Below are 19,727 nucleotides of genomic sequence, written 5' to 3' on the forward strand. Positions count from 1 at the left end.
GTCCAGCCACCTCGCCACCGCCATGGACAACCGCCGCCTGGTCGGGCGGCTGCGTCACCACGCGTACCACGACCCGCTCACGGGCCTGCTCAACCGCACCGGCTTCCGCGAGGTCGCCGGCGATCCAGTGCGCGGCGACGAGTCGTGTGTCGTGATGCGCATCGACCTGGACGTGATGTCCGGCGTGGCGGACGCCCTCGGTTACGCGTGGGGCGACCGCATGGTGCTGGCCGCGAGCCGGCGCCTGCGTGACGCCCTCGGCGGCGAGGTGCCGCTGGCCCGGCTGGAGGGTGGCTCCTTCGCCGCGCTGCTGGTCGACCGGACGCACGAGCAGGCGCAGGAGATCGGCGAGAAGCTGCGCGCGGGGCTGTCCATGCCGTACCCGGTGGACAAGCTGACCATCGAGGCCAGCGCGCTGATCGGCTACGTCGCCAACACTGCCGAGGACGGCGACGACACGCTTGACGTCGACACGCTGTTGCAGCGGGCCGACGTGGCGGTGCAGGCCGCGCACAGCGGCAGCGACCCGGTGCGCGGCTACGCGCCGAGCATGGGCCAGATCTTCCTGCGGCGCTTCCAGCTGGTCACGCAGTTCCGTTCGGCGCTGGAGACCGGCCAGGTCACCGTGCACTACCAGCCCAAGATCGCGCTGCCGAGCCGGCAGGTCGTCGGCGTCGAGGCGCTGGTGCGGTGGCGGCACCCGGAGTTCGGGCCGTTGGACCCGGACGAGTTCGTGCCGGCCGTCGAGGCTACCGGCCTCGTCGACGCGCTCACCTCGTTCGTGATGGACCAGGGCCTGCAGCGGGTGCGGTCGTGGCTGGACCGGGGGCTGCGGATGTCCGCCGCGGTCAACCTGTCCGTACGCAACCTCGCCGACGCCAACTTCCCGGACCTGGTGGCCGAGGCGCTGCGCCGCTACGACGTGCCGCCGCAGCTGCTCACCTTCGAGCTGACCGAGTCCGGCGTGATGTCCGACCCCGAGCGGGCGCTGCCGGTGCTGCGCCGGCTGCACGCGATGGGCGTGACGCTGGCCGTGGACGACTTCGGCACCGGCTACTCCTCACTGGCCTACCTGCGACAGCTGCCGGTGGACGAGGTGAAGATCGACAAGTCCTTCGTGCTCGGCATGGGCACCGACCTGTCGGACATGGCCGTGGTGCGGGCCATCGTCGAGCTCGGCCACTCGCTCGGCCTGACCGTGGTGGCCGAGGGCGTCGAGGAGGACTCGGCCCGCGAGCAGCTCGTGAGCATGGGCTGCGACGTCGCGCAGGGCTACCTGATCTCCCGGCCGCTGTCCGAGGAGCGCTTCGAGGCCTGGCTGCGGGCGCGGACGATTCGGGCCCGTGGCCTGCGGGATGAGACGGTTCTCACGTTGGTCAGTTGACGCAGGTCGGCGGCCACCACCCGATTTCGTGATCAGCGGGGTCGTGCGCTAGAGTTCTAATCGCTCCGCAAGAGCAGGCCCCAATAGCTCAGTCGGCAGAGCGTCTCCATGGTAAGGAGAAGGTCTACGGTTCGATTCCGTATTGGGGCTCCAGAGATCGCCGCGGTGCTCAGCTTCATGGCATCGCGGCTGCTCTGCGTGTAGGGCGGTGTAGCTCAGTTGGTAGAGCAAGCGACTCATAATCGCTGTGTCGCCGGTTCAAGTCCGGCCATCGCTACGCGATGGGGTACGTGTGCTCGCGGAGAACGCGAGCCGCGTCGCTCCGCCACCACTCTGGGGCTCGCGCCCCAGACCCCCAGCCAGGGGGCTCGCCCCCTGGACCCCCGGCACGGGGGACTATCGATAGGAGAGGTGCCCCGTGGCTGCGACCGACGTGCGACCGAAGATCACCCTCGCGTGCGAGGAGTGCAAGCACCGCAACTACATCACCAGGAAGAACCGTCGGAACGACCCCGACCGCCTGGAGATCAAGAAGTTCTGCCCGAACTGCAAGACGCACCGTGCGCACAAGGAAACCCGCTGACGGTTTCCCCATGCAGCACCCGAGAGCCCGCCCCGCATGTCGGTGGCGGGCTCTCCGCGTTCTAACCTGGCCCGGTGCCACTGGACCAGTCGTTCACAGGACGCAGCTACCCGCCGGGTGACGTGTACGAGGTAGGCCGCGAGAAGATCCGCGAGTTCGCCGACGCGGTGGGCGCGACCAGCCCGCTGCACCGCGACCCCGAGGCCGCGCGGGCCGCCGGCTACGCCGACGTGATCGCGCCGCCGACCTTCGCCACGATCATCTCCATGAAGGCCACCTCGGTCATCGTCGACGACCCCGAGCTTGGCCTGGACTACAGCCGGGTGGTGCACGGCTCGCAGACCTTCGTCCACCACCGGCCCATGGTCGCCGGCGACCGGCTGGTCTCCACCTCGCACGTGGACGACGTGCAGACCCGCATGGGCAACGACTTCCTCACCATCCGGGCCGAGATCGCCACCGAGGACGGCGAGGCCGTGTGCACGTCGACCGGGCTGCTGGTGGCCCGCGGAGAGGACGCGTGATGAGCAGGCTGCCCGCATCCAAGGCCACCTTGGGCGACGAGCTGCCGGCCAAGCAGGTCCGGGTCAAGCGCGACGACCTGGTCCGCTACGCCGGCGCGTCGCTGGACTTCAACCCCATCCACTGGAACGAGCGCTTCGCCGACGAGGTGGGCCTGCCCGGCGTGATCGCCCACGGCATGCTGACCATGGCCCTGGCCAACGAGCTGGTCAGCGACTGGGTCGGCGACCCGGGCGCCGTGATCGAGACCACCACCAAGTTCACCCGGCCGGTGCCGGTGCCCAACGACGGCGTCGGCGCGCTGCTGGAGATCACCGGCAAGGTCACCGAGGTCCGCGAGGACGGCACCGCCAAGGTGTCGGTCACCGTCACCTTCGAGGGGCAGACCGTGCTCGGCCGCCCCACCGCCACCGTCAAGCTCGGCTAGTCCGACGGTGTGATGCTGGGAAGTTTGGTATACTTAAGACAGCAAGTTTACACGTACCTCCGCGCCTCTTTTCATCGTACTCGCTCCATACAGTTAAGCTCAGGCGTTCTCAATCTATTTTCAGATGACTTGACACTTAAGCCGAGCGGCGTTCAATGCCAGGAAAGCCGCCTTCCAAACAGAACCGCTACTTGGCCTCGCGAAGGAGGTCGCCCATGCGGTTGACGCCGGTGACCAGGTCCTCGTCGCCGAGGGCGTAGGACAGGCGGAAGTAGCCGGGGGTGCCGAAGGCCTCGCCCGGAACCACGGCCACCTCGGCGTGCTCCAGCACCAGGGCGGCCAGCTCGCTGCTGGTCTGCGGCCGCTGGCCGCGGATCTCCTTGCCCAGCAGGCCCTTGACCGACGGGTAGGCGTAGAACGCGCCCTTCGGGGTCGGGCAGTGCACGCCGGGGATGGCCGACAGCAGCTCGACCATGGTCTTGCGGCGGCGGTCGAAGGCCGAGCGCATCGCGTACACGGCGTCCAGTGAGCCGGACACGGCGGCCAGCGCGGCCCGCTGCGACACGTTGGCCACGTTCGAGGTCAGGTGCGACTGCAGGTTGGCGGCGGCCTTGGTCACATCGGCCGGGGAGATCATCCAGCCCACCCGCCAGCCGGTCATCGCGTACGTCTTGGCCACGCCGTTGAGCACCACGGTGGTATCGGCCAGTTCCGGCACCAGCACGGGCAGCGAGTGCGCCTGCGCGCCGTCGTAGACCAGGTGCTCGTAGATCTCGTCGGTGACGACCCAGATGCCGTGCTCCAACGCCCAGCGGCCGATCGCCTCGGTCTGCTCGCGGTCGTAGACGGCGCCGGTCGGGTTGGACGGCGACACGAACAGCAGCACCTTGGTGCGCGGCGTGCGGGCCGCCTCCAGCTGCTCGACGGTGACCAGGTAGTCGGTCGACTCGTCCGCCGTGACCTGCACCGGGACGCCGCCGGCCAGCGCGATCGCCTCGGGGTAGGTGGTCCAGTACGGTGCCGGCAGGATGACCTCGTCGCCGGGGTCGAGCAGGGTCGCGAACGCCTGGTACACGGCCTGCTTGCCGCCGTTGGTGATCAGCACCTGGCTCGGCTGCACCTGGTAGCCGGAGTCGCGCAGCGTCTTGGCCGCCACCGCCTCGCGCAGCTCGGGCAGGCCGGCCGCGGGCGTGTAGCGGTGGTTGCGGGGGTCGCGGGCGGCGGCCGCGGCCACCTCGACGATCGCCTCGGGCGTCGGGAAGTCGGGTTCGCCTGCGCCGAATCCGATCACCGGGCGGCCGGCCGCCTTGAGCGCCTTGGCCTTCGCGTCCACTGCGAGGGTGGCGGACTCGGCGATGCCGCCGATGCGGGCGGAGACGCGGCGGCGGGCCGCGGGGCTGTCAACAGGGGGAGCTTCGGGGGCTGCCATGGCCTTCATGGTGGCAGACGCCACCCACCGAATTTGCGTCCGGGGGGCCCGAACAACGCTGTTGACCAGTGCGGTTGCAGTGACCACCCATTCGTGCCGTAGACTCGTCGAGCCGGGACGTGATGAGGCCTGTTCCCACGAAGCTCGTGGGACGGCTGAAGACGGCCTCAAAGGGGTGTAGCTCAACTGGCAGAGCAGCGGTCTCCAAAACCGCAGGTTGCAGGTTCAAGTCCTGTCGCCCCTGCATCGATGCTTTTGGTGAGCGGAGGATGGCGTGAGCGAGGACCGCGAGCAGGAGCGGGCAGAGAAGCGCGAGGGCGCTGCTCGTCCGGTCACCGCCGCAGCGCGACGCGAGCGTCGCGCCTCCGCCCGCCAGGTCGCGCCGGAGAGCGGCAGCGACCAGACTGAGTCGGCCAAAGCCGACTCGGCCAAGGTTGTCAGCAGCACCGGCAGGACCACGCAATCGAAGCGCGAGCAGGGCGTGGAGACGGCGGCGCGTGACCGCAAGGTCAAGCGCCCCAACGTCTTCAAGCGTCTCGCACGCTTCCTCCGCGAGGTCGTCGCCGAATTGCGCAAGGTCATCTGGCCGACCCGCAAGAACCTGCTGACGTACACGATCGTCGTGCTGGTGTTCGTGGCCGTGATGGTGGCGTTGGTCTTCGGTCTGGACTACGCCTTCTTCCAGGGCGTGGCCTTCCTGTTCGGCAAGTAGTCGAACGGGTGCGGGGCCACCGGTCGCCGGCATGAGCGACCGGACACTGACGCACGAGAGGAAGCGAGACCCAGCTGTGACCTCCGAGAACGGCGCCGCCGCCGGCCAGGAGCTGTCTGACATCGACGAGCAGGAACTCGACGCCGTGACCGGCGACGAGGACGCGGCCGTCGAGTCCGACCTGGACGTGGCCGAGGAGACCGAGGTCGAGCAGGTCGAGCCCGAGGAGTCCGAGGACACCGACGCGCAGGCCGACGAGGCCGCCGCCGAGACCGACGCGGCTGTGAGCGACGCCGCCGAGGGCGACGCGGCCGTCGACGAGAACCTGGACCCCGCCGAGGAGATGCGGGCCGCGCTGCGGCACGCCCCCGGCGACTGGTACGTCGTGCACTCGTACGCCGGGTACGAGAACAAGGTCAAGACCAACCTCGAGACGCGCATCCAGACCCTGGACATGGAGGACTACATCTTCCAGGTCGAGGTGCCGACCGAGGAAGTCACCGAGATCAAGAACGGCCAGCGCAAGCAGGTGCAGCGCAAGGTGCTGCCCGGCTACATCCTGGTCCGGATGGAACTGATCGACTCCTCCTGGAGTGCTGTGCGCAACACCCCCGGTGTCACCGGGTTCGTCGGCGCCACCTCCAAGCCGTCCCCGCTCAGCCTGGACGACGTGCTCAAGTTCCTGCTGCCGCAGGTCGAGCAGGACACGGCCAAGGCCGAGGGCGGCAAGAAGTCCGCCGCCGCGTCCAAGCCCACCGTCGAGGTCGACTTCGAGGTCGGCGAGTCCGTGACCGTCATGGACGGCCCGTTCGCCACGTTGCCCGCTACCATCAGCGAGGTCAACGCGGACGGCCAGAAGCTGAAGGTGCTCGTGTCGATCTTCGGTCGCGAGACGCCGGTCGAGCTGTCGTTCACCCAGGTCTCCAAGATCTGACCGGTTCCCGACAGGGAGCCGAGCAGCCACGCGGGTGGCGGGCAGGGCCTCCGCGCGGAACCACACGAATAACAGGACACACGAAATGCCACCCAAGAAGAAGAAGCTCGCAGCGATCATCAAGCTGCAGATCAAGGCCGGTCTCGCCAACCCCGCGCCGCCCGTCGGCCCGGCGCTCGGCCAGCACGGCGTCAACATCATGGAGTTCTGCAAGGCCTACAACGCCGCGACCGAGTCGCAGCGTGGCACCGTCGTGCCGGTCGAGATCTCCGTGTACGAGGACCGCTCGTTCGACTTCAAGCTCAAGACCCCGCCGGCCGCGAAGCTGCTGCTCAAGGCCGCCGGTGTGGAGAAGGGCAGCGGCGAGCCGCACAAGACCAAGGTCGCCAAGGTCAGCTGGGCCCAGGTGCGAGAGATCGCCCAGACCAAGATGACCGACCTCAACGCCGACGACGTGGACCAGGCGGCGAAGATCATCGCCGGCACCGCGCGCTCCATGGGCATCACGGTCGAAGGCTGACCCACCACACTTTCCGAACGCGTGGGAGAGCTGGGCGCAGCTCGTCACCACTACTGATCCACGAAGGACAGAATTATGCAGCGCAGCAAGGCCTACCGTCAGGCCGCCGAGCTGGTGGACAAGGAGCGGCTGTACTCGCCGCTCGAGGCCGCCACGCTGGCGAAGGAGACCTCCAAGGTCAAGCTGGACGCCACCGTCGAGGTCGCGATCCGTCTTGGTGTCGACCCCCGTAAGGCCGACCAGATGGTTCGTGGCACCGTCAACCTGCCCCACGGCACCGGCAAGACCGCTCGGGTGATCGTGTTCGCGACCGGTGACAAGGCCGCCGAGGCCGAGGCCGCCGGCGCGGACGCCGTCGGCAGCGACGACCTGATCGAGCGCATCCAGGGTGGCTGGCTCGATTTCGACGCCGCGATCGCGACGCCCGACCAGATGGCCAAGGTCGGTCGCATCGCCCGCATCCTCGGCCCCCGTGGCCTGATGCCCAACCCCAAGACCGGCACCGTGACGCCGGCGGTCGCCAAGGCGATCACCGAGATCAAGGGCGGCAAGATCAACTTCCGGGTTGACAAGCAGGCCAACCTGCACCTGGTGATCGGCAAGGCCTCGTTCGACACCGACAAGCTGGTGGAGAACTACGCGGCCGCGCTGGACGAGGTGCTGCGGGCCAAGCCGTCTGCCGCCAAGGGCCGGTACCTGAAGAAGGTCACCTTCTCCACCACCATGGGCCCCGGCATCCCGGTCGACCCGAACCGCACCCGCAACCTGCTGACCGACGAGGCCAGCGTCTGAGTGCGACTCAGCTGAACGAGAGGGCCGCATCCCGCGAGGGGTGCGGCCCTTTTCCGTTGTCCGCCTAGCTTCCGGCCGGCGGGCAGCTGGGCGGGTCGGGCTGGTGATCCAGGACGATCCAGCCGTTGGCCGTGTTGCCGACCTTGAACGTGCCCAGCGACTCGCCGCCGGTGATGGACATGGCGCAGGAGTAGACCGTCGCCGCCGCGGTGCCGTCCTTGTGCACCGCGCCCTGGGGCACCGTGACGCCGGCGTAGGCGTTGCGATCGGTGACCGCCTTGGACGCCTTGTGGATCGCCTCGGCGCAGTTGGCCGCGCCGAGGTCCTTGGCGAAGCTCACGCCGCCGATCCCGCCGAGCACGCTGCTGCACACCAGATCCGGCTCGTCGGCGGCGACCGCCGCGTACGCCGAGACGACGACGAAGTTCGGATCGGCCTCGCCCTTGAGGGGCTGGCCGCCGCCGGCCGCGCCCGAGCCGGTCGAGCCGCCCGGGCCGGTGTCGGCGGGGGCGAAGATGTTGGACAGGTAGTACTGACCGCCGCCGAGCACCGCCAGAATCACGATGCCGGCCGGGAGGTACGCGCGCCGCCGCCGCTCCTTCGCCACCGGTCAAGGCTAGCGTTTTGGAGTAACGGGCACCGGGTTGCTACCCTTGTTCCAGTTCCACCGAAGACCGCTGGTGTCTGGCCTGTCCAGACGAAGGTTCCGCGAGAGCGGACGGCCCGCGCAGGAGGACGAGGCAGCTGTATCTGCGTGAGCAACGCTCGCGCCCATGATCTTGACGCCCCGTGCCGCTCTGCGCAGGGGCGTTTTCTCTTGTCAGGACCTCCTCCAGCGGTCGCCCGCGATGTGTTCGCGGGTCCCCGCTACCAAGCAGAGAGGAGGCGACCATGGCGAAGCCAGGCAAGGTCACCGCCGTTGCTGAGATCTCGGAGAAGTTCCGGGCCAGCTCGGCTGCGGTTGTCACCGAGTACCGCGGGCTGTCCATGGCGCAGCTCACCGTGCTGCGGCGCGCTCTCGGCAAGGGCACCACGTACACCGTCGCGAAGAACACCCTGGTCAAGCGTGCCGCCGAGGACGCTGGCGTCGAGGGGCTGGAGAGCCTGCTCGTCGGCCCGACCGCCATCGCATTTGTCGAGGGCGAGCCGGTCGACGCGGCCAAGGCGCTGCGTGACTTCGCGAAGGACAACAAGGCCCTTGTCATCAAGGGCGGCTACATGGACGGCAAGGCCCTCTCGGTCGCCGAGGTCGCGCAGATCGCTGACCTCGACTCCCGTGAGGTGCTGCTGGCGAAGCTCGCCGGCGCCATGAAGGGCAACCTGTCCAAGGCCGCCGGCCTGTTCCAGGCGCCTGCTTCGCAGGTCGCCCGGTTGGCCGCCGCGTTGCAGGAGAAGAAGGCCGCCGGTGCGCCGGCCGCCGAGGTCGAGGCTGCGGCCGACGCCCCGGCCGAGGCCTGACCAAGCCACATCCCCGCCTGCATGGCGGCCACGTTATTCATGAGGAAGGAACGCCATCATGGCTAAGCTCACCACCGACGAGCTGCTCGACGCCTTCAAGGAGATGACCCTCCTGGAGCTGTCCGCGTTCGTGAAGCAGTTCGAGGAGACCTTCGAGGTCACCGCCGCCGCGCCGGTCGCCGTCGCCGCCGTGGGTGGCGCCGCTGCTCCGGCCGAGGCCGCCGAGGAGCAGGACGAGTTCGACGTCGTGCTGGAGTCGGCCGGCGACAAGAAGATCCAGGTCATCAAGGTCGTCCGCGAGGTCGTCTCGGGCCTGGGCCTGAAGGAGGCCAAGGAGCTGGTCGAGTCCGCTCCGAAGCCGGTCCTGGAGAAGGTCGCCAAGGAGGCCGCCGAGGCCGCCAAGGAGAAGCTCGAGGCCGCTGGCGCCAAGATCTCGCTCAAGTGATCTCGTAGCTCCACAGCTGTTCCCCGCAGAGGCGGTCACCCGTTAGGGTGGCCGCCTCTGCTGCATCTGGACCATAACGGGTCGGCAACGGGTTCCCGATCGGGGGAAACTCGTCAGTAACCTTCGCGGTCCGTGGTCGTTGCACCAGGGTGACGACGTCCCACGGCGTCGCTGCGCTGCGGGGTGCACAATTCGCACTCGGAGTAATTCGGGTCACGAGGAGGTGCGGATGGGCGTCGAGGTGGTCGTCGAGGGGCTGTCGAAGTCCTTCGGCAAGCAGACCATCTGGCGGGACGTGTCGCTGACCCTGCCTCCCGGCGAGATCAGTGTCCTGCTCGGTCCGTCGGGCACCGGCAAGTCGGTTTTCCTCAAGTCCCTGGTCGGTCTGCTCAAGCCCGAACACGGCCGGATCGTCATCACCGGCACCGACATCGTGCGCTGCTCGGAGCACCGGCTCTACGACGTGCGCAAGCTGTTCGGCGTGCTGTTCCAGGACGGCGCGCTGTTCGGCTCGATGGACCTGTTCGACAACATCGCCTTCCCGCTGCGCGAGCACACCAAAAAGGGTGAAGCGGAGATCCGGCGCATCGTGCTGGAGAAGATGGAGATGGTCGGCCTCATCGGGGCCGAGAAGAAGCTGCCCGGCGAGATCTCCGGCGGTATGCGCAAGCGCGCCGGCCTGGCCCGGGCGCTGGTGCTGGACCCCGAGATCATCCTGTTCGACGAGCCAGACTCGGGTCTCGACCCGGTCCGCGTGGCCTACCTGAACCAGCTGATCGTCGACCTGAACGCGCAGATCGACGCCACCTTCCTCATCGTCACGCACGACATCGGCACCGCACGCACCGTGCCGGACAACATCGGCATGCTGTTCCGGCGCGAGCTGGTCATGTTCGGCCCGCGCGAGGTGCTGCTCACCTCGACCGAGCCGGTCGTCGAGCAGTTCCTGATGGGACGGCGCGAAGGCCCGATCGGTATGAGCGAGGAGAAGGACGCCGGCCAGGCCGCCGCCGAGCTGGCGGCGCTGCGGGCCGGCGGGTCCTCCGGCACGCTCGGCGGCCCGAAGGGCGGCGGCGGCACCGGCATCGTGCCGCAGCTGGAGCCGACCGCTGGCCTGCCGATCCGCCGGGCCGTCGAGCGCCGCCGGGACCGCGTGATGCAGATCCTGCACACGCTGCCGGCCACGGCCCAGGACGCGATCATCAACAGCCTGACCCGCGAAGAGCAGGCGCACTACGGTGTGTTCGCCAGCGCGGGCGTGACGCAGGTCCAGCCGCCGGTGCAGACGTCCACGGCGAACCAGGCTCCGACTCCGGCCCCTAGTCCCACACCGCGGCCGACCCCGTACCCGCGCACCGCGAACCTGCCGCAGAGCGAGTGGCAGCCGCAGTCCGGCGCGCTGAACTCCGACGACGCGCCGGCCGCCGCCGTCCCCGAACCGGGGCGCAAGCGGGGCTGGTTGCGTCGGGGCGGTGAGAAGTGACCGCACCGACGACCAATTTCCCGGGCGCCGGCGCGCTGCGGGAGACCGGCAGGCTGTTCGCACTCGGCCTGGACACCACCCGCATGGTGTTCCGCCGTCCGTTCCAGGTCCGCGAGTTCATCCAGCAGTGCTGGTTCATCGCCAGCGTCACCATCCTGCCGACGGCGCTCGTCTCGATTCCGTTCGGCGCGGTGATCGCGCTGCAGCTCGGCTCGCTGACCCGGCAGATCGGCGCACAGTCCTTCACCGGCGCGGCCTCCGTGCTGGCGATCATCCAGCAGGCCAGCCCCATCGTGACCGCGCTGCTGATCGCCGGCGCCGGTGGCTCGGCGATCTGCGCGGACCTCGGTTCCCGCAAGATCCGCGACGAGATCGACGCCATGGAGGTGCTCGGCGTCTCGCCGATCCAGCGCCTCGTGGTGCCGCGTGTGCTCGCGTCCATGCTGATCTCGTTGCTGCTCAACGGAATGGTCAGCGTGGTCGGCGTGCTCGGCGGCTACTTCTTCAACGTGATCCTGCAGGGCGGCACGCCCGGTGCCTATCTGGCCAGCTTCTCGGCCCTGGCCCAGCTGCCGGACCTCTGGATCAGCGAGATCAAGGCGGTCATCTTCGGCTTCCTGGCCGGCATCGTGGCCGCCTACCGCGGGTTGAACCCGGGCAGCGGACCGAAGGGCGTCGGCGACGCGGTGAACCAGTCCGTGGTCATCACGTTCCTGCTGCTGTTCTTCGTGAACTTCGTGCTCACCACGATCTATCTCCAGCTGGTTCCGGCGAAGGGGATGTGACGTGGCCTCGATGCGCCGGGCGGTGAACCGTCCACTTGAGATACTCGACACCTTCGGCGACCAGCTCGCCTTCTACATCAAGGCGTTGGCCTGGACGCCGCGCACGCTCACCCGCTACTTCAAGGAACTGCTGCGGCTGCTGGCCGAGGTGAGCTTCGGCAGCGGGGCGCTGGCGGTCATCGGCGGCACCATCGGCGTGATGGTCGGTCTGTCGGTTTTCACCGGAACCGTTGTCGGCCTTCAGGGTTACGCCGCGCTCAACCAGATCGGCACCTCGGCCTTCGCCGGTTTCGTCTCCGCGTACTTCAACACCCGCGAGATCGCGCCGCTGGTCGCGGGCCTGGCGCTGTCGGCCACCGTCGGCTCCGGCTTCACCGCGCAGCTGGGCGCGATGCGCATCTCCGAGGAGATCGACGCGCTGGAGGTGATGGGCGTGCCGAGCCTGCCGTTCCTGGTCACCACGCGCATCATCGCCGGTTTCATCGCGGTCATCCCGCTGTACGTGATCGGCCTGCTCACCTCGTACGTGGCGGCGCGCACGATCACCGTGGAGGTGTACGGGCAGTCGGCCGGCACCTACGACCACTACTTCAACCTGTTCCTGCCACCGGTCGATGTGCTCTGGTCGTTCGGCAAGGTGCTCGTCTTCAGCGTGGTGATCATTCTGGTGCACTGCTTCTACGGCTACCGGGCCACCGGCGGCCCGGCCGGCGTCGGCGTCGCGGTCGGCCGCGCGGTGCGGACCGCCATCGTGACCACCAGCCTGCTGGACTTCTTCCTGAGCCTGGCCATCTGGGGCACCACCACGACGGTGAGGATCGCCGGATGAGGGTCGCCAGGCGCAGGCTCATGGGCGTCGCGTTCATTGCGGTCATCGCGTTGATCGTGTGGTTCTGCATCGCCGTGTACGCCGGCACGTTCACCAAGTCCGTGACGGTGCTGCTGCGCACCGACCACGTCGGCAACCAGTTGCAGACGCAGTCGGACGTCAAGGTGCGCGGGCTGATCGTCGGCGAGGTCTCGGCCATCACGTCCACAGGGGACGGTGCGCAGCTCGCACTGGCGCTGCAACCGGACAAGGTGGGCCTGATCCCGTCCAACGTGACGGCCCAGCTGCTGCCCAAGACCCTGTTCGGCGAGCGCTACGTGGATCTGGTGCTGCCCAACGATCCCTCGGCCAAGTCCATCGCCGCCGGCGACGTGATCGGGCAGGACCGCAGCAGCTCGGCGATCGAGCTGGAGCGGGTGCTCGACGACCTGATGCCGGTGTTGCAGGCCGTGCAGCCGGAAAAGCTGGCCACCACGCTGACCGCGATCGACCAGGCGCTGTCGGGCCGGGGTGAGCAGCTCGGGAAGACGTTGGTGCAGCTGGATTCCTACCTCGGCCAGCTGACCCCGTCGCTGCCCAACCTGGACGCCGACATCACCAAGCTGGCGTCCCTTTCGGACACCTACAACAAGGCCGCGCCGGATCTGGTCAACGCCCTGTCGGACCTGACCACGACGAGCAAGACCCTGGTGGAGCAGAGGCAGAATCTGTCCACTTTGTACTCATCGGTGACGACGGCCAGCGGCGATCTGACGAACTTCCTGTACGCCAACCGGAACAACCTGATCAACCTGGTGGCGACGGCCAAGCCGACGCTGGACGTGCTGGCCAAGTACGCGCCCGAGTACCAGTGCCTGTTCAAGCAGATCGCCGGCTTCGCGCCGCGCATCGAGCAGGCCTTCGGCAAGGGCACCGACAACCCGGGCCTGCACATCACCCTGGAGATCACCGCCAACCGCGGCAAGTACGTGCCCAACCAGGACGAGCCGCGCTACGCCGACACCCGCGGCCCGCGCTGCTACGACCTGGTCCCCGCGCCCAACCCGTTCCCGCAGTACCCGCCGGACGGCCCGCTCAAGGACGGCTCCAAGGCGCCGACGCCGGCCCGCAGCGTGAACGACGGCATCCTGCCGGCTGGCGCGGCCACGTCCACCATGACCCAGTCGGCGTCGCTCGGCCTGCCCAACTCGACCCAGGAGCTGGACATGCTCTCCCTGCTGCTCGGACCGTCGATGGGCCTGTCGCCCAACGACGTGCCCGGCGCCAGTGGCCTGCTGGTCGGCCCGCTCTACCGGGGTTCGGAGGTGACGCTCAAGTGAGGGGCATCGCCGGGCCGCTGACCAAGCTGGTCATCTTCATGGTGATCACCGTGCTGGCCACCACCCTGCTCGCGCTGACCATCGCCAACATCGACCTGCGCTCGGCCAGCGACTACTCGGCCCGGTTCAGCGACGTCACGTCCCTGAACGTGGGCGACGACGTGCGGATCGCCGGTGTCCGGGTCGGGTCGGTCGACAGCATCCAGGTGGTGGACCGCCGGCAGGCGCAGGTGGCGTTCTCCATCGACGGCGGCCACCGGCTGCCGTCCTCGGTCACCGCGACCATCAAGTACCGCAACCTGGTCGGCCAGCGCTACATCGCGTTGGAGCCGGGCGCGGGCGACCCGAACTCGATGCTGCCGGCGGGCGGCACCATCCCGCTGGACCACACCAAGCCCGCGCTGGATCTGACCGTGCTGTTCAACGGCTTCAAGCCGCTGTTCCAGGCGCTGTCGCCGGACGACGTGAACAAGCTGTCGTACGAGATCATCCAGGTGTTGCAGGGCGAGGGCGGCACCATCGACAGCCTGCTGGCCCACACCGCGTCGCTGACCACCACGATCGCCGACAAGGACAAGGTGATCGGGCAGCTCATCGACAACTTGAACTCGGTGCTGGACACCGTCAACGCGCACGGCGACCAGCTGTCCACGCTGATCTCCCAGTTGCAGCAGCTGGTCACCGGCTTCGCCCAGGAGCGCAAGCCCATCGGCGACTCGATCGCGGCGCTGGGCGACCTGGCCGACAGCACCGCCGGTCTGCTCCAGCAGGGCCGTGAGCCGCTCAAGAACGACATCGCGCAGCTCGGCGTGCTGTCCAAGAACCTGGGCGACAACGACACGCTCAACCAGTTCCTGCAGACGCTGCCCGGCAAGGTGGAGACGATCACCAGGACCGCCACCTACGGCTCCTGGTTCAACTTCTTCCTGTGCAGCGCCAGCGGCACGGTCGCGGTGCCGCCGATCATCTCCCCGGTGACGCTGCCCGTCGCGCCGGTGACCCAGGCGAGGTGCAAGGCGTGAAGCCCTTCCGTGAGCGCAATCCGCTGATCATCGGGGCCGTCGGCCTGACCGTCATCGCGCTGCTGATGCTGGCCGCGTTCTTCGCCGACGACCTGCCCATCATCGGTGGCGGCACGACCTACTCGGCCGACTTCAGCGAGGCCGCCGGGCTGGTGCCGGGCAACGAGGTGCGGGTGGCCGGCGTGAAGGTCGGCAAGGTCCGCTCGGTCAGCCTGGACGGCGACCACGTCAGGATCGACTTCCGGGTGGACGACGCCTGGGTCGGCGACCAGACCACGGCCGCCATCAAGATCAAGACGTTGCTGGGCCAGAAGTACCTGGCGCTGGACCCGCTTGGCGCCAAGGCCCTCGACCCCGGCACGGCCATCCCGCGCAACCACACGCTGTCGCCGTACGACGTGAACGAGGCCTTCAACGGCCTGGCCACCACCGTCGACCAGGTCGACACCAACCAGCTGGCGCAGAGCTTCGAGGTGCTGTCCCAGACCTTCGCCAACACCCCGCAGGACGTGAAGACCGCGCTGAACGGGCTGTCCGCCCTGTCCAAGACGATCTCCTCCCGCGACCAGCAGCTGGCCCAGCTGCTGAGCAACACCAACCAGATCACCAAGACGATCTCGGACCGGGACAAGGAGTTCCAGACGCTGCTCTCGGACGGCAACCTGCTGCTGCAGGAGCTGCGCAACCGGGAGAGCGCCATCACCCAGCTGCTGACCGGAACCAAGGCGCTGTCGGCGCAGCTGTCCGGCCTGGTCAACGACAACCAGGCCCAGCTCCAGCCGGCGCTGCAGCAGCTGGAGAAGGTCACCACGGTGCTGGAACGCAACCAGGCCAACCTGTCCAAGGGCATCGCCGACCTGGCCCCGTTCTACCGGGTGTTCGCCAACACCCTGGGCAGCGGCCGCTGGTTCGACACCTACATCTGCGGGCTGCTGCCGCCCTCCATCGGCCCCATCAATCCCGAGGGGTGCTCGCCATGATGGCCACCAGGACCCGACTCGGCCTGGCGCAGGCGGTCGCCATCGTGTGCGTGCTGGCGCTCGTCGTCGCGACCGCCGTGTGGTGGCTGCTGTCGGCCACCAACCAGAACAGGATCACCGCGTACTTCTCGGCCGCGGTCGGCCTCTACCCGGGCTCCGACGTGCGGGTGCTCGGCGTGCGGGTCGGCAGCATCGACACCGTGACGCCGCAGGGCACCACCGTCAAGGTGGAGCTGTCGGTGGACAAGTCGGTGACCGTGCCGGCCAACGCGCAGGCGGTCGTGGTGTCGCCCAGCGTGGTCAGCGACCGCTACGTGCAGCTGACGCCGGTCTACACCGGTGGCGCGCGGATGGCCGACAACGCGACCATTCCCCGTGAGCGCACGGCCACGCCGGTGGAGCTGGACCAGCTGTACCAGAGCCTGGACAAGCTGACCACGACGTTGGGGCCCAACGGCGCCAACAAGGACGGGGCGCTGTCGGACCTGCTCAACACCGCCGCCGCCAACCTGGCCGGCAACGGGCAGAACCTCAACGACACCATCAAGCAGCTGGGGCAGGCCACGGCGACGCTGTCCGGGTCCAAGGACGACCTGTTCGGCACTGTGGACAACCTGCAGAAGTTCGTGACCACGCTGGCCCAGAGCGACCAGCAGGTGCGGACCTTCAACGACCAGCTGGCCCAGGTTTCGGGCTACCTGGCCGGCGAGCGCACCGACCTCGGTGACGCGCTCAACCAGCTGTCCACCGCGCTGGGCCAGGTGCAGGGCTTCATCAAGGACAACCGGGGCGAGATCAAGTCCAATGTGGACAAGCTCGCCGACGTGACCAAGGTGCTGGTCGACCAGCGGGCCGCGCTGGCCGAGACGCTCGACATCGCGCCGCTGGCCCTGGGCAACCTGCAGAACAGCTACAACGCCGCCTCGGGCACGCTGGACACCCGAGCCGACATCAACGAGCTCACCCAGCCGCCGATCACCATGGTGTGCAACCTGATCAAGCAGACGACGCCGAAGAACGTGCCGCAGATCCTGTCCGACGCCTGCGGGCAGCTGGCCGGCGTGCTGGAGAAGGCGCTGCCACTGCCCTCGGCGGCGCAGGTCATCGAGGCGTTGCAGCAGGGCAAGCTGCCGCCGCTGCCGGTGCCGTTGCTCGGCAAGTCCATCGTCGGGGGTGAGAAGTGAGGCGTCGAATCCCCGCGCTGGCGGTGCTGGCCGTGGCCGCCGTGACCGTGCTCGGCGGGTGCAGCGGCGGCGAGTTCGGCGGCGTCTACGACCTGCCGCTGCCCGGCGGCGCCGACCTCGGCGACCACCCGTACGAGGTGCACATCGAGTTCAAGGACGTGCTGGACCTGGTGCCGCAGGCCGGCGTGAAGGTCAACGACGTGGCCATCGGCAAGGTGGCCAGGGTCGGCCTCGGCCCGGACGGCTGGACCGCCGACGTGACGGTCGAGGTCAACGGCGACGTGAAGCTGCCGGCCAACGCCTCCGCGCAGCTGCGCCAATCCAGCCTGCTCGGCGAGAAGTACGTGGAACTGGTGGCGCCCAACAACCCCACCGGCCGGCTGGCCGGCGGCGCGACCATCCCGTTGGACCGGACCAACCGCAATCCCGAGGTCGAAGAGGTGTTCGGGGCGCTGTCCCTGCTGCTCAACGGCGGCGGCATCGGCCAGATCCAGGACATCTCCAAGGAGCTCAACAGCGCGCTGTCCGGCAACGAGCCGCAGATCCGCCAGCTGCTGACCAACCTGAACACGGTCGTGTCCAATTTGGACGCTCACCGCAACGACATCACGCGGGCGCTCGACGGCCTCAACCGCCTGTCCGGCACGCTGAACACGCAGCGCGACGAGCTGGCGGGGGCGATCGACAACCTCGGGCCGGGGCTCGCGGTGCTGACCCAGCAGCGCGACCAGCTGGTGACGATGCTGAACTCGCTGAGCTCGCTGTCCGGCGTCGCCGTCGACACCGTGAACAAGAGCCAGGCCGACCTCATCGCCGACCTCAAGGACCTCCAGCCGGCGCTGACCCAGCTGGCCGCGTCCGGGCAGAACCTGCCCAAGTCGCTCCAGCTGCTGCTGACCTTCCCGTTCCCGGACGCGACGGTCGCCGGCGTGAAGGGCGACTACACCAACCTGTACGCCGACCTGGACCTCAACCTCGGCGACGTGGTGTCCAATCTGGGCCGGTCCCGGCAGAGCCTGCTGCCCAGCATTCCCGGCCTGACCGGTGGGTCCGGCAACGGCGTTCCGCTGCCGCTGCCCACGCCGCCGGGCGGCTCCAGCTCCGGCGGTCTCGGTGGCCTGCTCGGCGGACTCCTGGGTGGGGGTGGGCACTGATGCTGACTCGCAGGGTGCGGCTCCAGATCGTCGCCTTCGTGGTGATCGCGCTGGTCGGCGTGAGCTACGCCGGCTTCCGCTACGCCGGCGTCGACCGCCTCTTCGGCCCCCGCGGCTACGCGATCAACGTCGCGCTGGCCGACTCCGGCGGCATCTTCACCGGCGCCGAGGTGACCTATCGCGGCGTGACCATCGGCCGGGTCGGGCCGCTCGCGCTGACCAAGGACGGCGTCAGCGTCGAGCTCGACATCGACTCCGACGACACCCGGATCCCGGCCAACTCCGAGGCCGTCGTGGCCGACCGGTCCGCGGTCGGCGAGCAGTACGTCGACCTGCGGCCGAGCACCGACAGCGGGCCCTATCTGGCCTCGGGCGCGACCATCCCGCAGGCCCGCACCCAGACCCCGCCGCCGGTGCAGGGACTGCTGACCAACCTGGACAACCTGGCCGGCTCGGTACCGACGCAGTCGCTGCGCACGGTCGTCGACGAGCTGGACACGGCCTTCCAGGGCACGGGCCCGAACCTGCAGACGCTGCTCGACACCACCAGCAGCTTCACCCAGGCCGCGGCCCAGAACCTGCCGCAGACCACCAAGCTGCTCGCCGACGGCAGCACGGTGCTGCAGACGCAGCTGGACAAGTCCTCGGACATCCTGTCCTTCAGCCACAGCCTGGCCCAGCTCGCGGCCCAGCTGAAGAGCTCCGACGGCGACCTGCGCACGCTGATCGCCAACGCGCCGCAGGCCGCCGACCAGCTCGACGGCGTGCTCCGCGACAGCGGCGTGCCGCTGGGCAACCTGACCGCCAACCTGCTCACGACCTCGCAGATCCTGTTGCCCCGCCGCGACGGCCTCGAGCAGATCCTCGTCACCTACCCGGCGGTGGTCGGCGGCTCGTACACGGTCGTGCCCGGCGACGGCACGGCCCACTTCGGCCTGGCCGTGAACCTGTTCGACCCGCCGCCGTGCACCAAGGGCTACGAGGGCACGGCCCGGCGCGCCGGCGACGTGACCACCCCGGCGGCGCCCAACACGCAGGCGTACTGTGCCGAACCCACGGGCAGCCCGATCGACGTGCGCGGTGCGCAGAACGCCCCGTACGGCGGCAAGCCGGCGACGCCGGTGGCCGGCACGGGTGGCGGCCAGGGACAGCAGTCGCAGTCGGCCGTGTCGGGCCTGGGCCCGCTGGCCGGGTTGCTACCCGGGCTCGGCGGCGCGAACCTGGGTCCGGCGGGCCTGGCCCAGCTGCTCGGCCTACCGGGCTGACCGCGACGAGTAGGCCTACCCTGACCGACGTCGAACCTGGAGAGGCATGGCGAACCAGCAGACAACCGAGGCGAACCGATGGCTGTCGGCGCTGTCCGCGGTGGCGGCGGTGCTGCTGATCGCGGCGCTGATCTTCTGCGGCGTGTCGCTGGTGGGCTGGCTCGGCGCCTCGGGCGACGAGTCGGTGCAGTTCGCCACCGACCGGGACGACGTGCTGCGGGTCGGCAAGCAGGAGCTGATCAACTTCTACACCATCGACTTCAAGGGACCCGGGACGGTCTGATATAAAACAGGCTGGTGCAGTCCTCCACCGGTGACCTGTCCACGGTCATCAAGCAGAACGAGGCCCACTGGAAGGAGCAGCTCGCCGCCGGGAAGACCACCTCGACCGCGAAGGTGACGGACGCCGCGGTGACCGAGCTGGACGACCGGGCCGGCACAAAAGACCATGATCGCCATCGCCGTGGTCGACGTCACGCCGAACAACGGCCAGCAGCCCA

The 19,727-nt window shown here is 68.9% G+C and carries 22 protein-coding genes, 3 tRNA genes and 1 pseudogene; 24 read left to right on the plus strand and 2 right to left on the minus strand.

The genetic code is table 11. The features are described from left to right. The 6 genes from KUTG_RS64075 to KUTG_RS29875 all read left to right on the plus strand — a co-directional run. On the plus strand, nucleotides 1-1,384 hold a 1,384-nt coding region (locus KUTG_RS64075; RefSeq protein WP_043721456.1), incomplete at its 5' end, for a putative bifunctional diguanylate cyclase/phosphodiesterase. Between the two features lie 77 nt (nucleotides 1,385-1,461). Further along, a tRNA-Thr gene (locus KUTG_RS29855) sits at nucleotides 1,462-1,537 on the plus strand. Between the two features lie 51 nt (nucleotides 1,538-1,588). Then, nucleotides 1,589-1,661, plus strand: a tRNA-Met gene (locus tag KUTG_RS29860). A 141-nt stretch (nucleotides 1,662-1,802) separates the two neighbouring features. Beyond that, nucleotides 1,803-1,967 (plus strand): 50S ribosomal protein L33, encoded by a 165-nt coding sequence (rpmG, locus tag KUTG_RS29865; RefSeq protein WP_015105301.1) that lies wholly within the window; start codon nucleotides 1,803-1,805, stop codon nucleotides 1,965-1,967. A 74-nt stretch (nucleotides 1,968-2,041) separates the two neighbouring features. Next, complete coding sequence (locus KUTG_RS29870) at nucleotides 2,042-2,491, plus strand: MaoC family dehydratase N-terminal domain-containing protein (protein ID WP_043721458.1); 450 nt, start codon at nucleotides 2,042-2,044, stop codon at nucleotides 2,489-2,491. Next, entirely contained in the window at nucleotides 2,491-2,916 is a 426-nt protein-coding gene (locus KUTG_RS29875) for a MaoC family dehydratase (RefSeq protein WP_043721460.1), read from the plus strand. The genes KUTG_RS29870 and KUTG_RS29875 overlap by 1 nt, the downstream gene beginning before the upstream one ends. 187 nt (nucleotides 2,917-3,103) lie before the next feature. Here the strand turns inward: KUTG_RS29875 and KUTG_RS29880 are convergent, their stop codons facing one another. Next, nucleotides 3,104-4,345: a pyridoxal phosphate-dependent aminotransferase gene (locus tag KUTG_RS29880; RefSeq protein ID WP_043731093.1), complete on the minus strand. Its 1,242-nt coding sequence runs from the start codon at nucleotides 4,343-4,345 to the stop codon at nucleotides 3,104-3,106. 171 nt (nucleotides 4,346-4,516) lie between these two features. On the opposite strand from KUTG_RS29880, the gene KUTG_RS29885 reads away from it, so the two are divergent. The 5 genes from KUTG_RS29885 to rplA all read left to right on the plus strand — a co-directional run bounded on the left by KUTG_RS29885 (nucleotide 4,517) and on the right by rplA (nucleotide 7,303). Next, a tRNA-Trp gene (locus KUTG_RS29885) sits at nucleotides 4,517-4,589 on the plus strand. Between the two features lie 30 nt (nucleotides 4,590-4,619). Continuing rightward, a complete protein-coding gene (secE, locus tag KUTG_RS29890; RefSeq protein WP_043721461.1) occupies nucleotides 4,620-5,057 on the plus strand; it encodes a preprotein translocase subunit SecE in 438 nt (145 codons plus the stop codon). A 76-nt stretch (nucleotides 5,058-5,133) separates the two neighbouring features. Next, the gene (nusG, locus tag KUTG_RS29895; RefSeq protein ID WP_043721463.1) at nucleotides 5,134-5,991 is read left to right on the plus strand and encodes a transcription termination/antitermination protein NusG; all 858 of its coding nucleotides are present in this window, start codon (nucleotides 5,134-5,136) and stop codon (nucleotides 5,989-5,991) included. Between the two features lie 85 nt (nucleotides 5,992-6,076). Beyond that, nucleotides 6,077-6,511 carry a 50S ribosomal protein L11 gene (rplK, locus tag KUTG_RS29900; protein ID WP_043721464.1) on the plus strand — a complete coding sequence of 145 codons (435 nt, stop codon included), beginning with the start codon at nucleotides 6,077-6,079 and terminating at the stop codon, nucleotides 6,509-6,511. 72 nt (nucleotides 6,512-6,583) lie between these two features. Further along, complete coding sequence (gene rplA / locus KUTG_RS29905; RefSeq protein ID WP_052395569.1) at nucleotides 6,584-7,303, plus strand: 50S ribosomal protein L1; 720 nt, start codon at nucleotides 6,584-6,586, stop codon at nucleotides 7,301-7,303. Between the two features lie 64 nt (nucleotides 7,304-7,367). On the opposite strand, the gene KUTG_RS29910 is transcribed toward rplA, so the two are convergent. Continuing rightward, the gene (locus KUTG_RS29910) at nucleotides 7,368-7,910 is read right to left on the minus strand and encodes a hypothetical protein (RefSeq protein ID WP_043721468.1); all 543 of its coding nucleotides are present in this window, start codon (nucleotides 7,908-7,910) and stop codon (nucleotides 7,368-7,370) included. A 284-nt stretch (nucleotides 7,911-8,194) separates the two neighbouring features. Here KUTG_RS29910 and rplJ point away from each other — a divergent pair, with 284 nt between their 5' ends. The 13 genes and pseudogenes from rplJ to KUTG_RS61775 all read left to right on the plus strand — a co-directional run. After that, nucleotides 8,195-8,761, plus strand: a complete 567-nt coding sequence (rplJ, locus tag KUTG_RS29915; RefSeq protein ID WP_043721469.1) for a 50S ribosomal protein L10 — start codon at nucleotides 8,195-8,197, stop codon at nucleotides 8,759-8,761. Nucleotides 8,762-8,819: 58 nt separating this feature from the next. Further along, a complete protein-coding gene (rplL, locus tag KUTG_RS29920) occupies nucleotides 8,820-9,206 on the plus strand; it encodes a 50S ribosomal protein L7/L12 (RefSeq protein ID WP_043721471.1) in 387 nt (128 codons plus the stop codon). Nucleotides 9,207-9,435: 229 nt separating this feature from the next. After that, a complete protein-coding gene (locus KUTG_RS29925; protein WP_052395570.1) occupies nucleotides 9,436-10,689 on the plus strand; it encodes an ABC transporter ATP-binding protein in 1,254 nt (417 codons plus the stop codon). After that, the gene (locus tag KUTG_RS29930) at nucleotides 10,686-11,474 is read left to right on the plus strand and encodes an MlaE family ABC transporter permease (protein WP_043721472.1); all 789 of its coding nucleotides are present in this window, start codon (nucleotides 10,686-10,688) and stop codon (nucleotides 11,472-11,474) included. Before KUTG_RS29925 ends, KUTG_RS29930 begins: the two co-directional genes overlap by 4 nt. A 10-nt stretch (nucleotides 11,475-11,484) precedes the next feature. Beyond that, a complete protein-coding gene (locus tag KUTG_RS29935; RefSeq protein ID WP_043731096.1) occupies nucleotides 11,485-12,303 on the plus strand; it encodes an MlaE family ABC transporter permease in 819 nt (272 codons plus the stop codon). Next, the gene (locus KUTG_RS29940; protein ID WP_043721474.1) at nucleotides 12,300-13,622 is read left to right on the plus strand and encodes an MCE family protein; all 1,323 of its coding nucleotides are present in this window, start codon (nucleotides 12,300-12,302) and stop codon (nucleotides 13,620-13,622) included. The genes KUTG_RS29935 and KUTG_RS29940 overlap by 4 nt, the downstream gene beginning before the upstream one ends. Then, entirely contained in the window at nucleotides 13,619-14,644 is a 1,026-nt protein-coding gene (locus tag KUTG_RS29945) for an MCE family protein (RefSeq protein WP_043721476.1), read from the plus strand. Before KUTG_RS29940 ends, KUTG_RS29945 begins: the two co-directional genes overlap by 4 nt. Next, nucleotides 14,641-15,624 (plus strand): MlaD family protein, encoded by a 984-nt coding sequence (locus tag KUTG_RS29950; protein WP_043721478.1) that lies wholly within the window; start codon nucleotides 14,641-14,643, stop codon nucleotides 15,622-15,624. Before KUTG_RS29945 ends, KUTG_RS29950 begins: the two co-directional genes overlap by 4 nt. Beyond that, entirely contained in the window at nucleotides 15,624-16,808 is a 1,185-nt protein-coding gene (locus tag KUTG_RS29955) for an MCE family protein (protein WP_157495641.1), read from the plus strand. The genes KUTG_RS29950 and KUTG_RS29955 overlap by 1 nt, the downstream gene beginning before the upstream one ends. Beyond that, nucleotides 16,805-17,962 carry an MCE family protein gene (locus KUTG_RS29960; RefSeq protein ID WP_043721480.1) on the plus strand — a complete coding sequence of 386 codons (1,158 nt, stop codon included), beginning with the start codon at nucleotides 16,805-16,807 and terminating at the stop codon, nucleotides 17,960-17,962. The genes KUTG_RS29955 and KUTG_RS29960 overlap by 4 nt, the downstream gene beginning before the upstream one ends. Beyond that, complete coding sequence (locus tag KUTG_RS29965) at nucleotides 17,962-19,227, plus strand: MCE family protein (RefSeq protein WP_043721482.1); 1,266 nt, start codon at nucleotides 17,962-17,964, stop codon at nucleotides 19,225-19,227. Before KUTG_RS29960 ends, KUTG_RS29965 begins: the two co-directional genes overlap by 1 nt. 46 nt (nucleotides 19,228-19,273) lie before the next feature. Then, nucleotides 19,274-19,510, plus strand: a complete 237-nt coding sequence (locus KUTG_RS29970; RefSeq protein ID WP_043721483.1) for a hypothetical protein — start codon at nucleotides 19,274-19,276, stop codon at nucleotides 19,508-19,510. Between the two features lie 14 nt (nucleotides 19,511-19,524). Next, nucleotides 19,525-19,727 (plus strand): annotated as a pseudogene (locus tag KUTG_RS61775) (hypothetical protein); the annotation flags it as partial.

This window comes from Kutzneria sp. 744, assembly GCF_000568255.1.
Classification (GTDB): domain Bacteria; phylum Actinomycetota; class Actinomycetes; order Mycobacteriales; family Pseudonocardiaceae; genus Kutzneria.

Bases quoted from the DNA above. Each gene is read 5' to 3' on its own strand.
- KUTG_RS29875 (WP_043721460.1), top strand. From the start codon at position 2,491: ATGAGCAGGCTGCCCGCATCCAAGGCCACCTTGGGCGACGAGCTGCCG.
- KUTG_RS29880 (WP_043731093.1), bottom strand. From the start codon at position 4,345: ATGGCAGCCCCCGAAGCTCCCCCTGTTGACAGCCCCGCGGCCCGCCGC.
- rplK (WP_043721464.1), top strand. From the start codon at position 6,077: ATGCCACCCAAGAAGAAGAAGCTCGCAGCGATCATCAAGCTGCAGATC.
- rplJ (WP_043721469.1), top strand. From the start codon at position 8,195: ATGGCGAAGCCAGGCAAGGTCACCGCCGTTGCTGAGATCTCGGAGAAG.
- rplL (WP_043721471.1), top strand. From the start codon at position 8,820: ATGGCTAAGCTCACCACCGACGAGCTGCTCGACGCCTTCAAGGAGATG.
- KUTG_RS29925 (WP_052395570.1), top strand. From the start codon at position 9,436: ATGGGCGTCGAGGTGGTCGTCGAGGGGCTGTCGAAGTCCTTCGGCAAG.
- KUTG_RS29935 (WP_043731096.1), top strand. From the start codon at position 11,485: ATGCGCCGGGCGGTGAACCGTCCACTTGAGATACTCGACACCTTCGGC.
- KUTG_RS29940 (WP_043721474.1), top strand. From the start codon at position 12,300: ATGAGGGTCGCCAGGCGCAGGCTCATGGGCGTCGCGTTCATTGCGGTC.
- KUTG_RS29955 (WP_157495641.1), top strand. From the start codon at position 15,624: ATGGCCACCAGGACCCGACTCGGCCTGGCGCAGGCGGTCGCCATCGTG.
- KUTG_RS29965 (WP_043721482.1), top strand. From the start codon at position 17,962: ATGCTGACTCGCAGGGTGCGGCTCCAGATCGTCGCCTTCGTGGTGATC.
- KUTG_RS29970 (WP_043721483.1), top strand. From the start codon at position 19,274: ATGGCGAACCAGCAGACAACCGAGGCGAACCGATGGCTGTCGGCGCTG.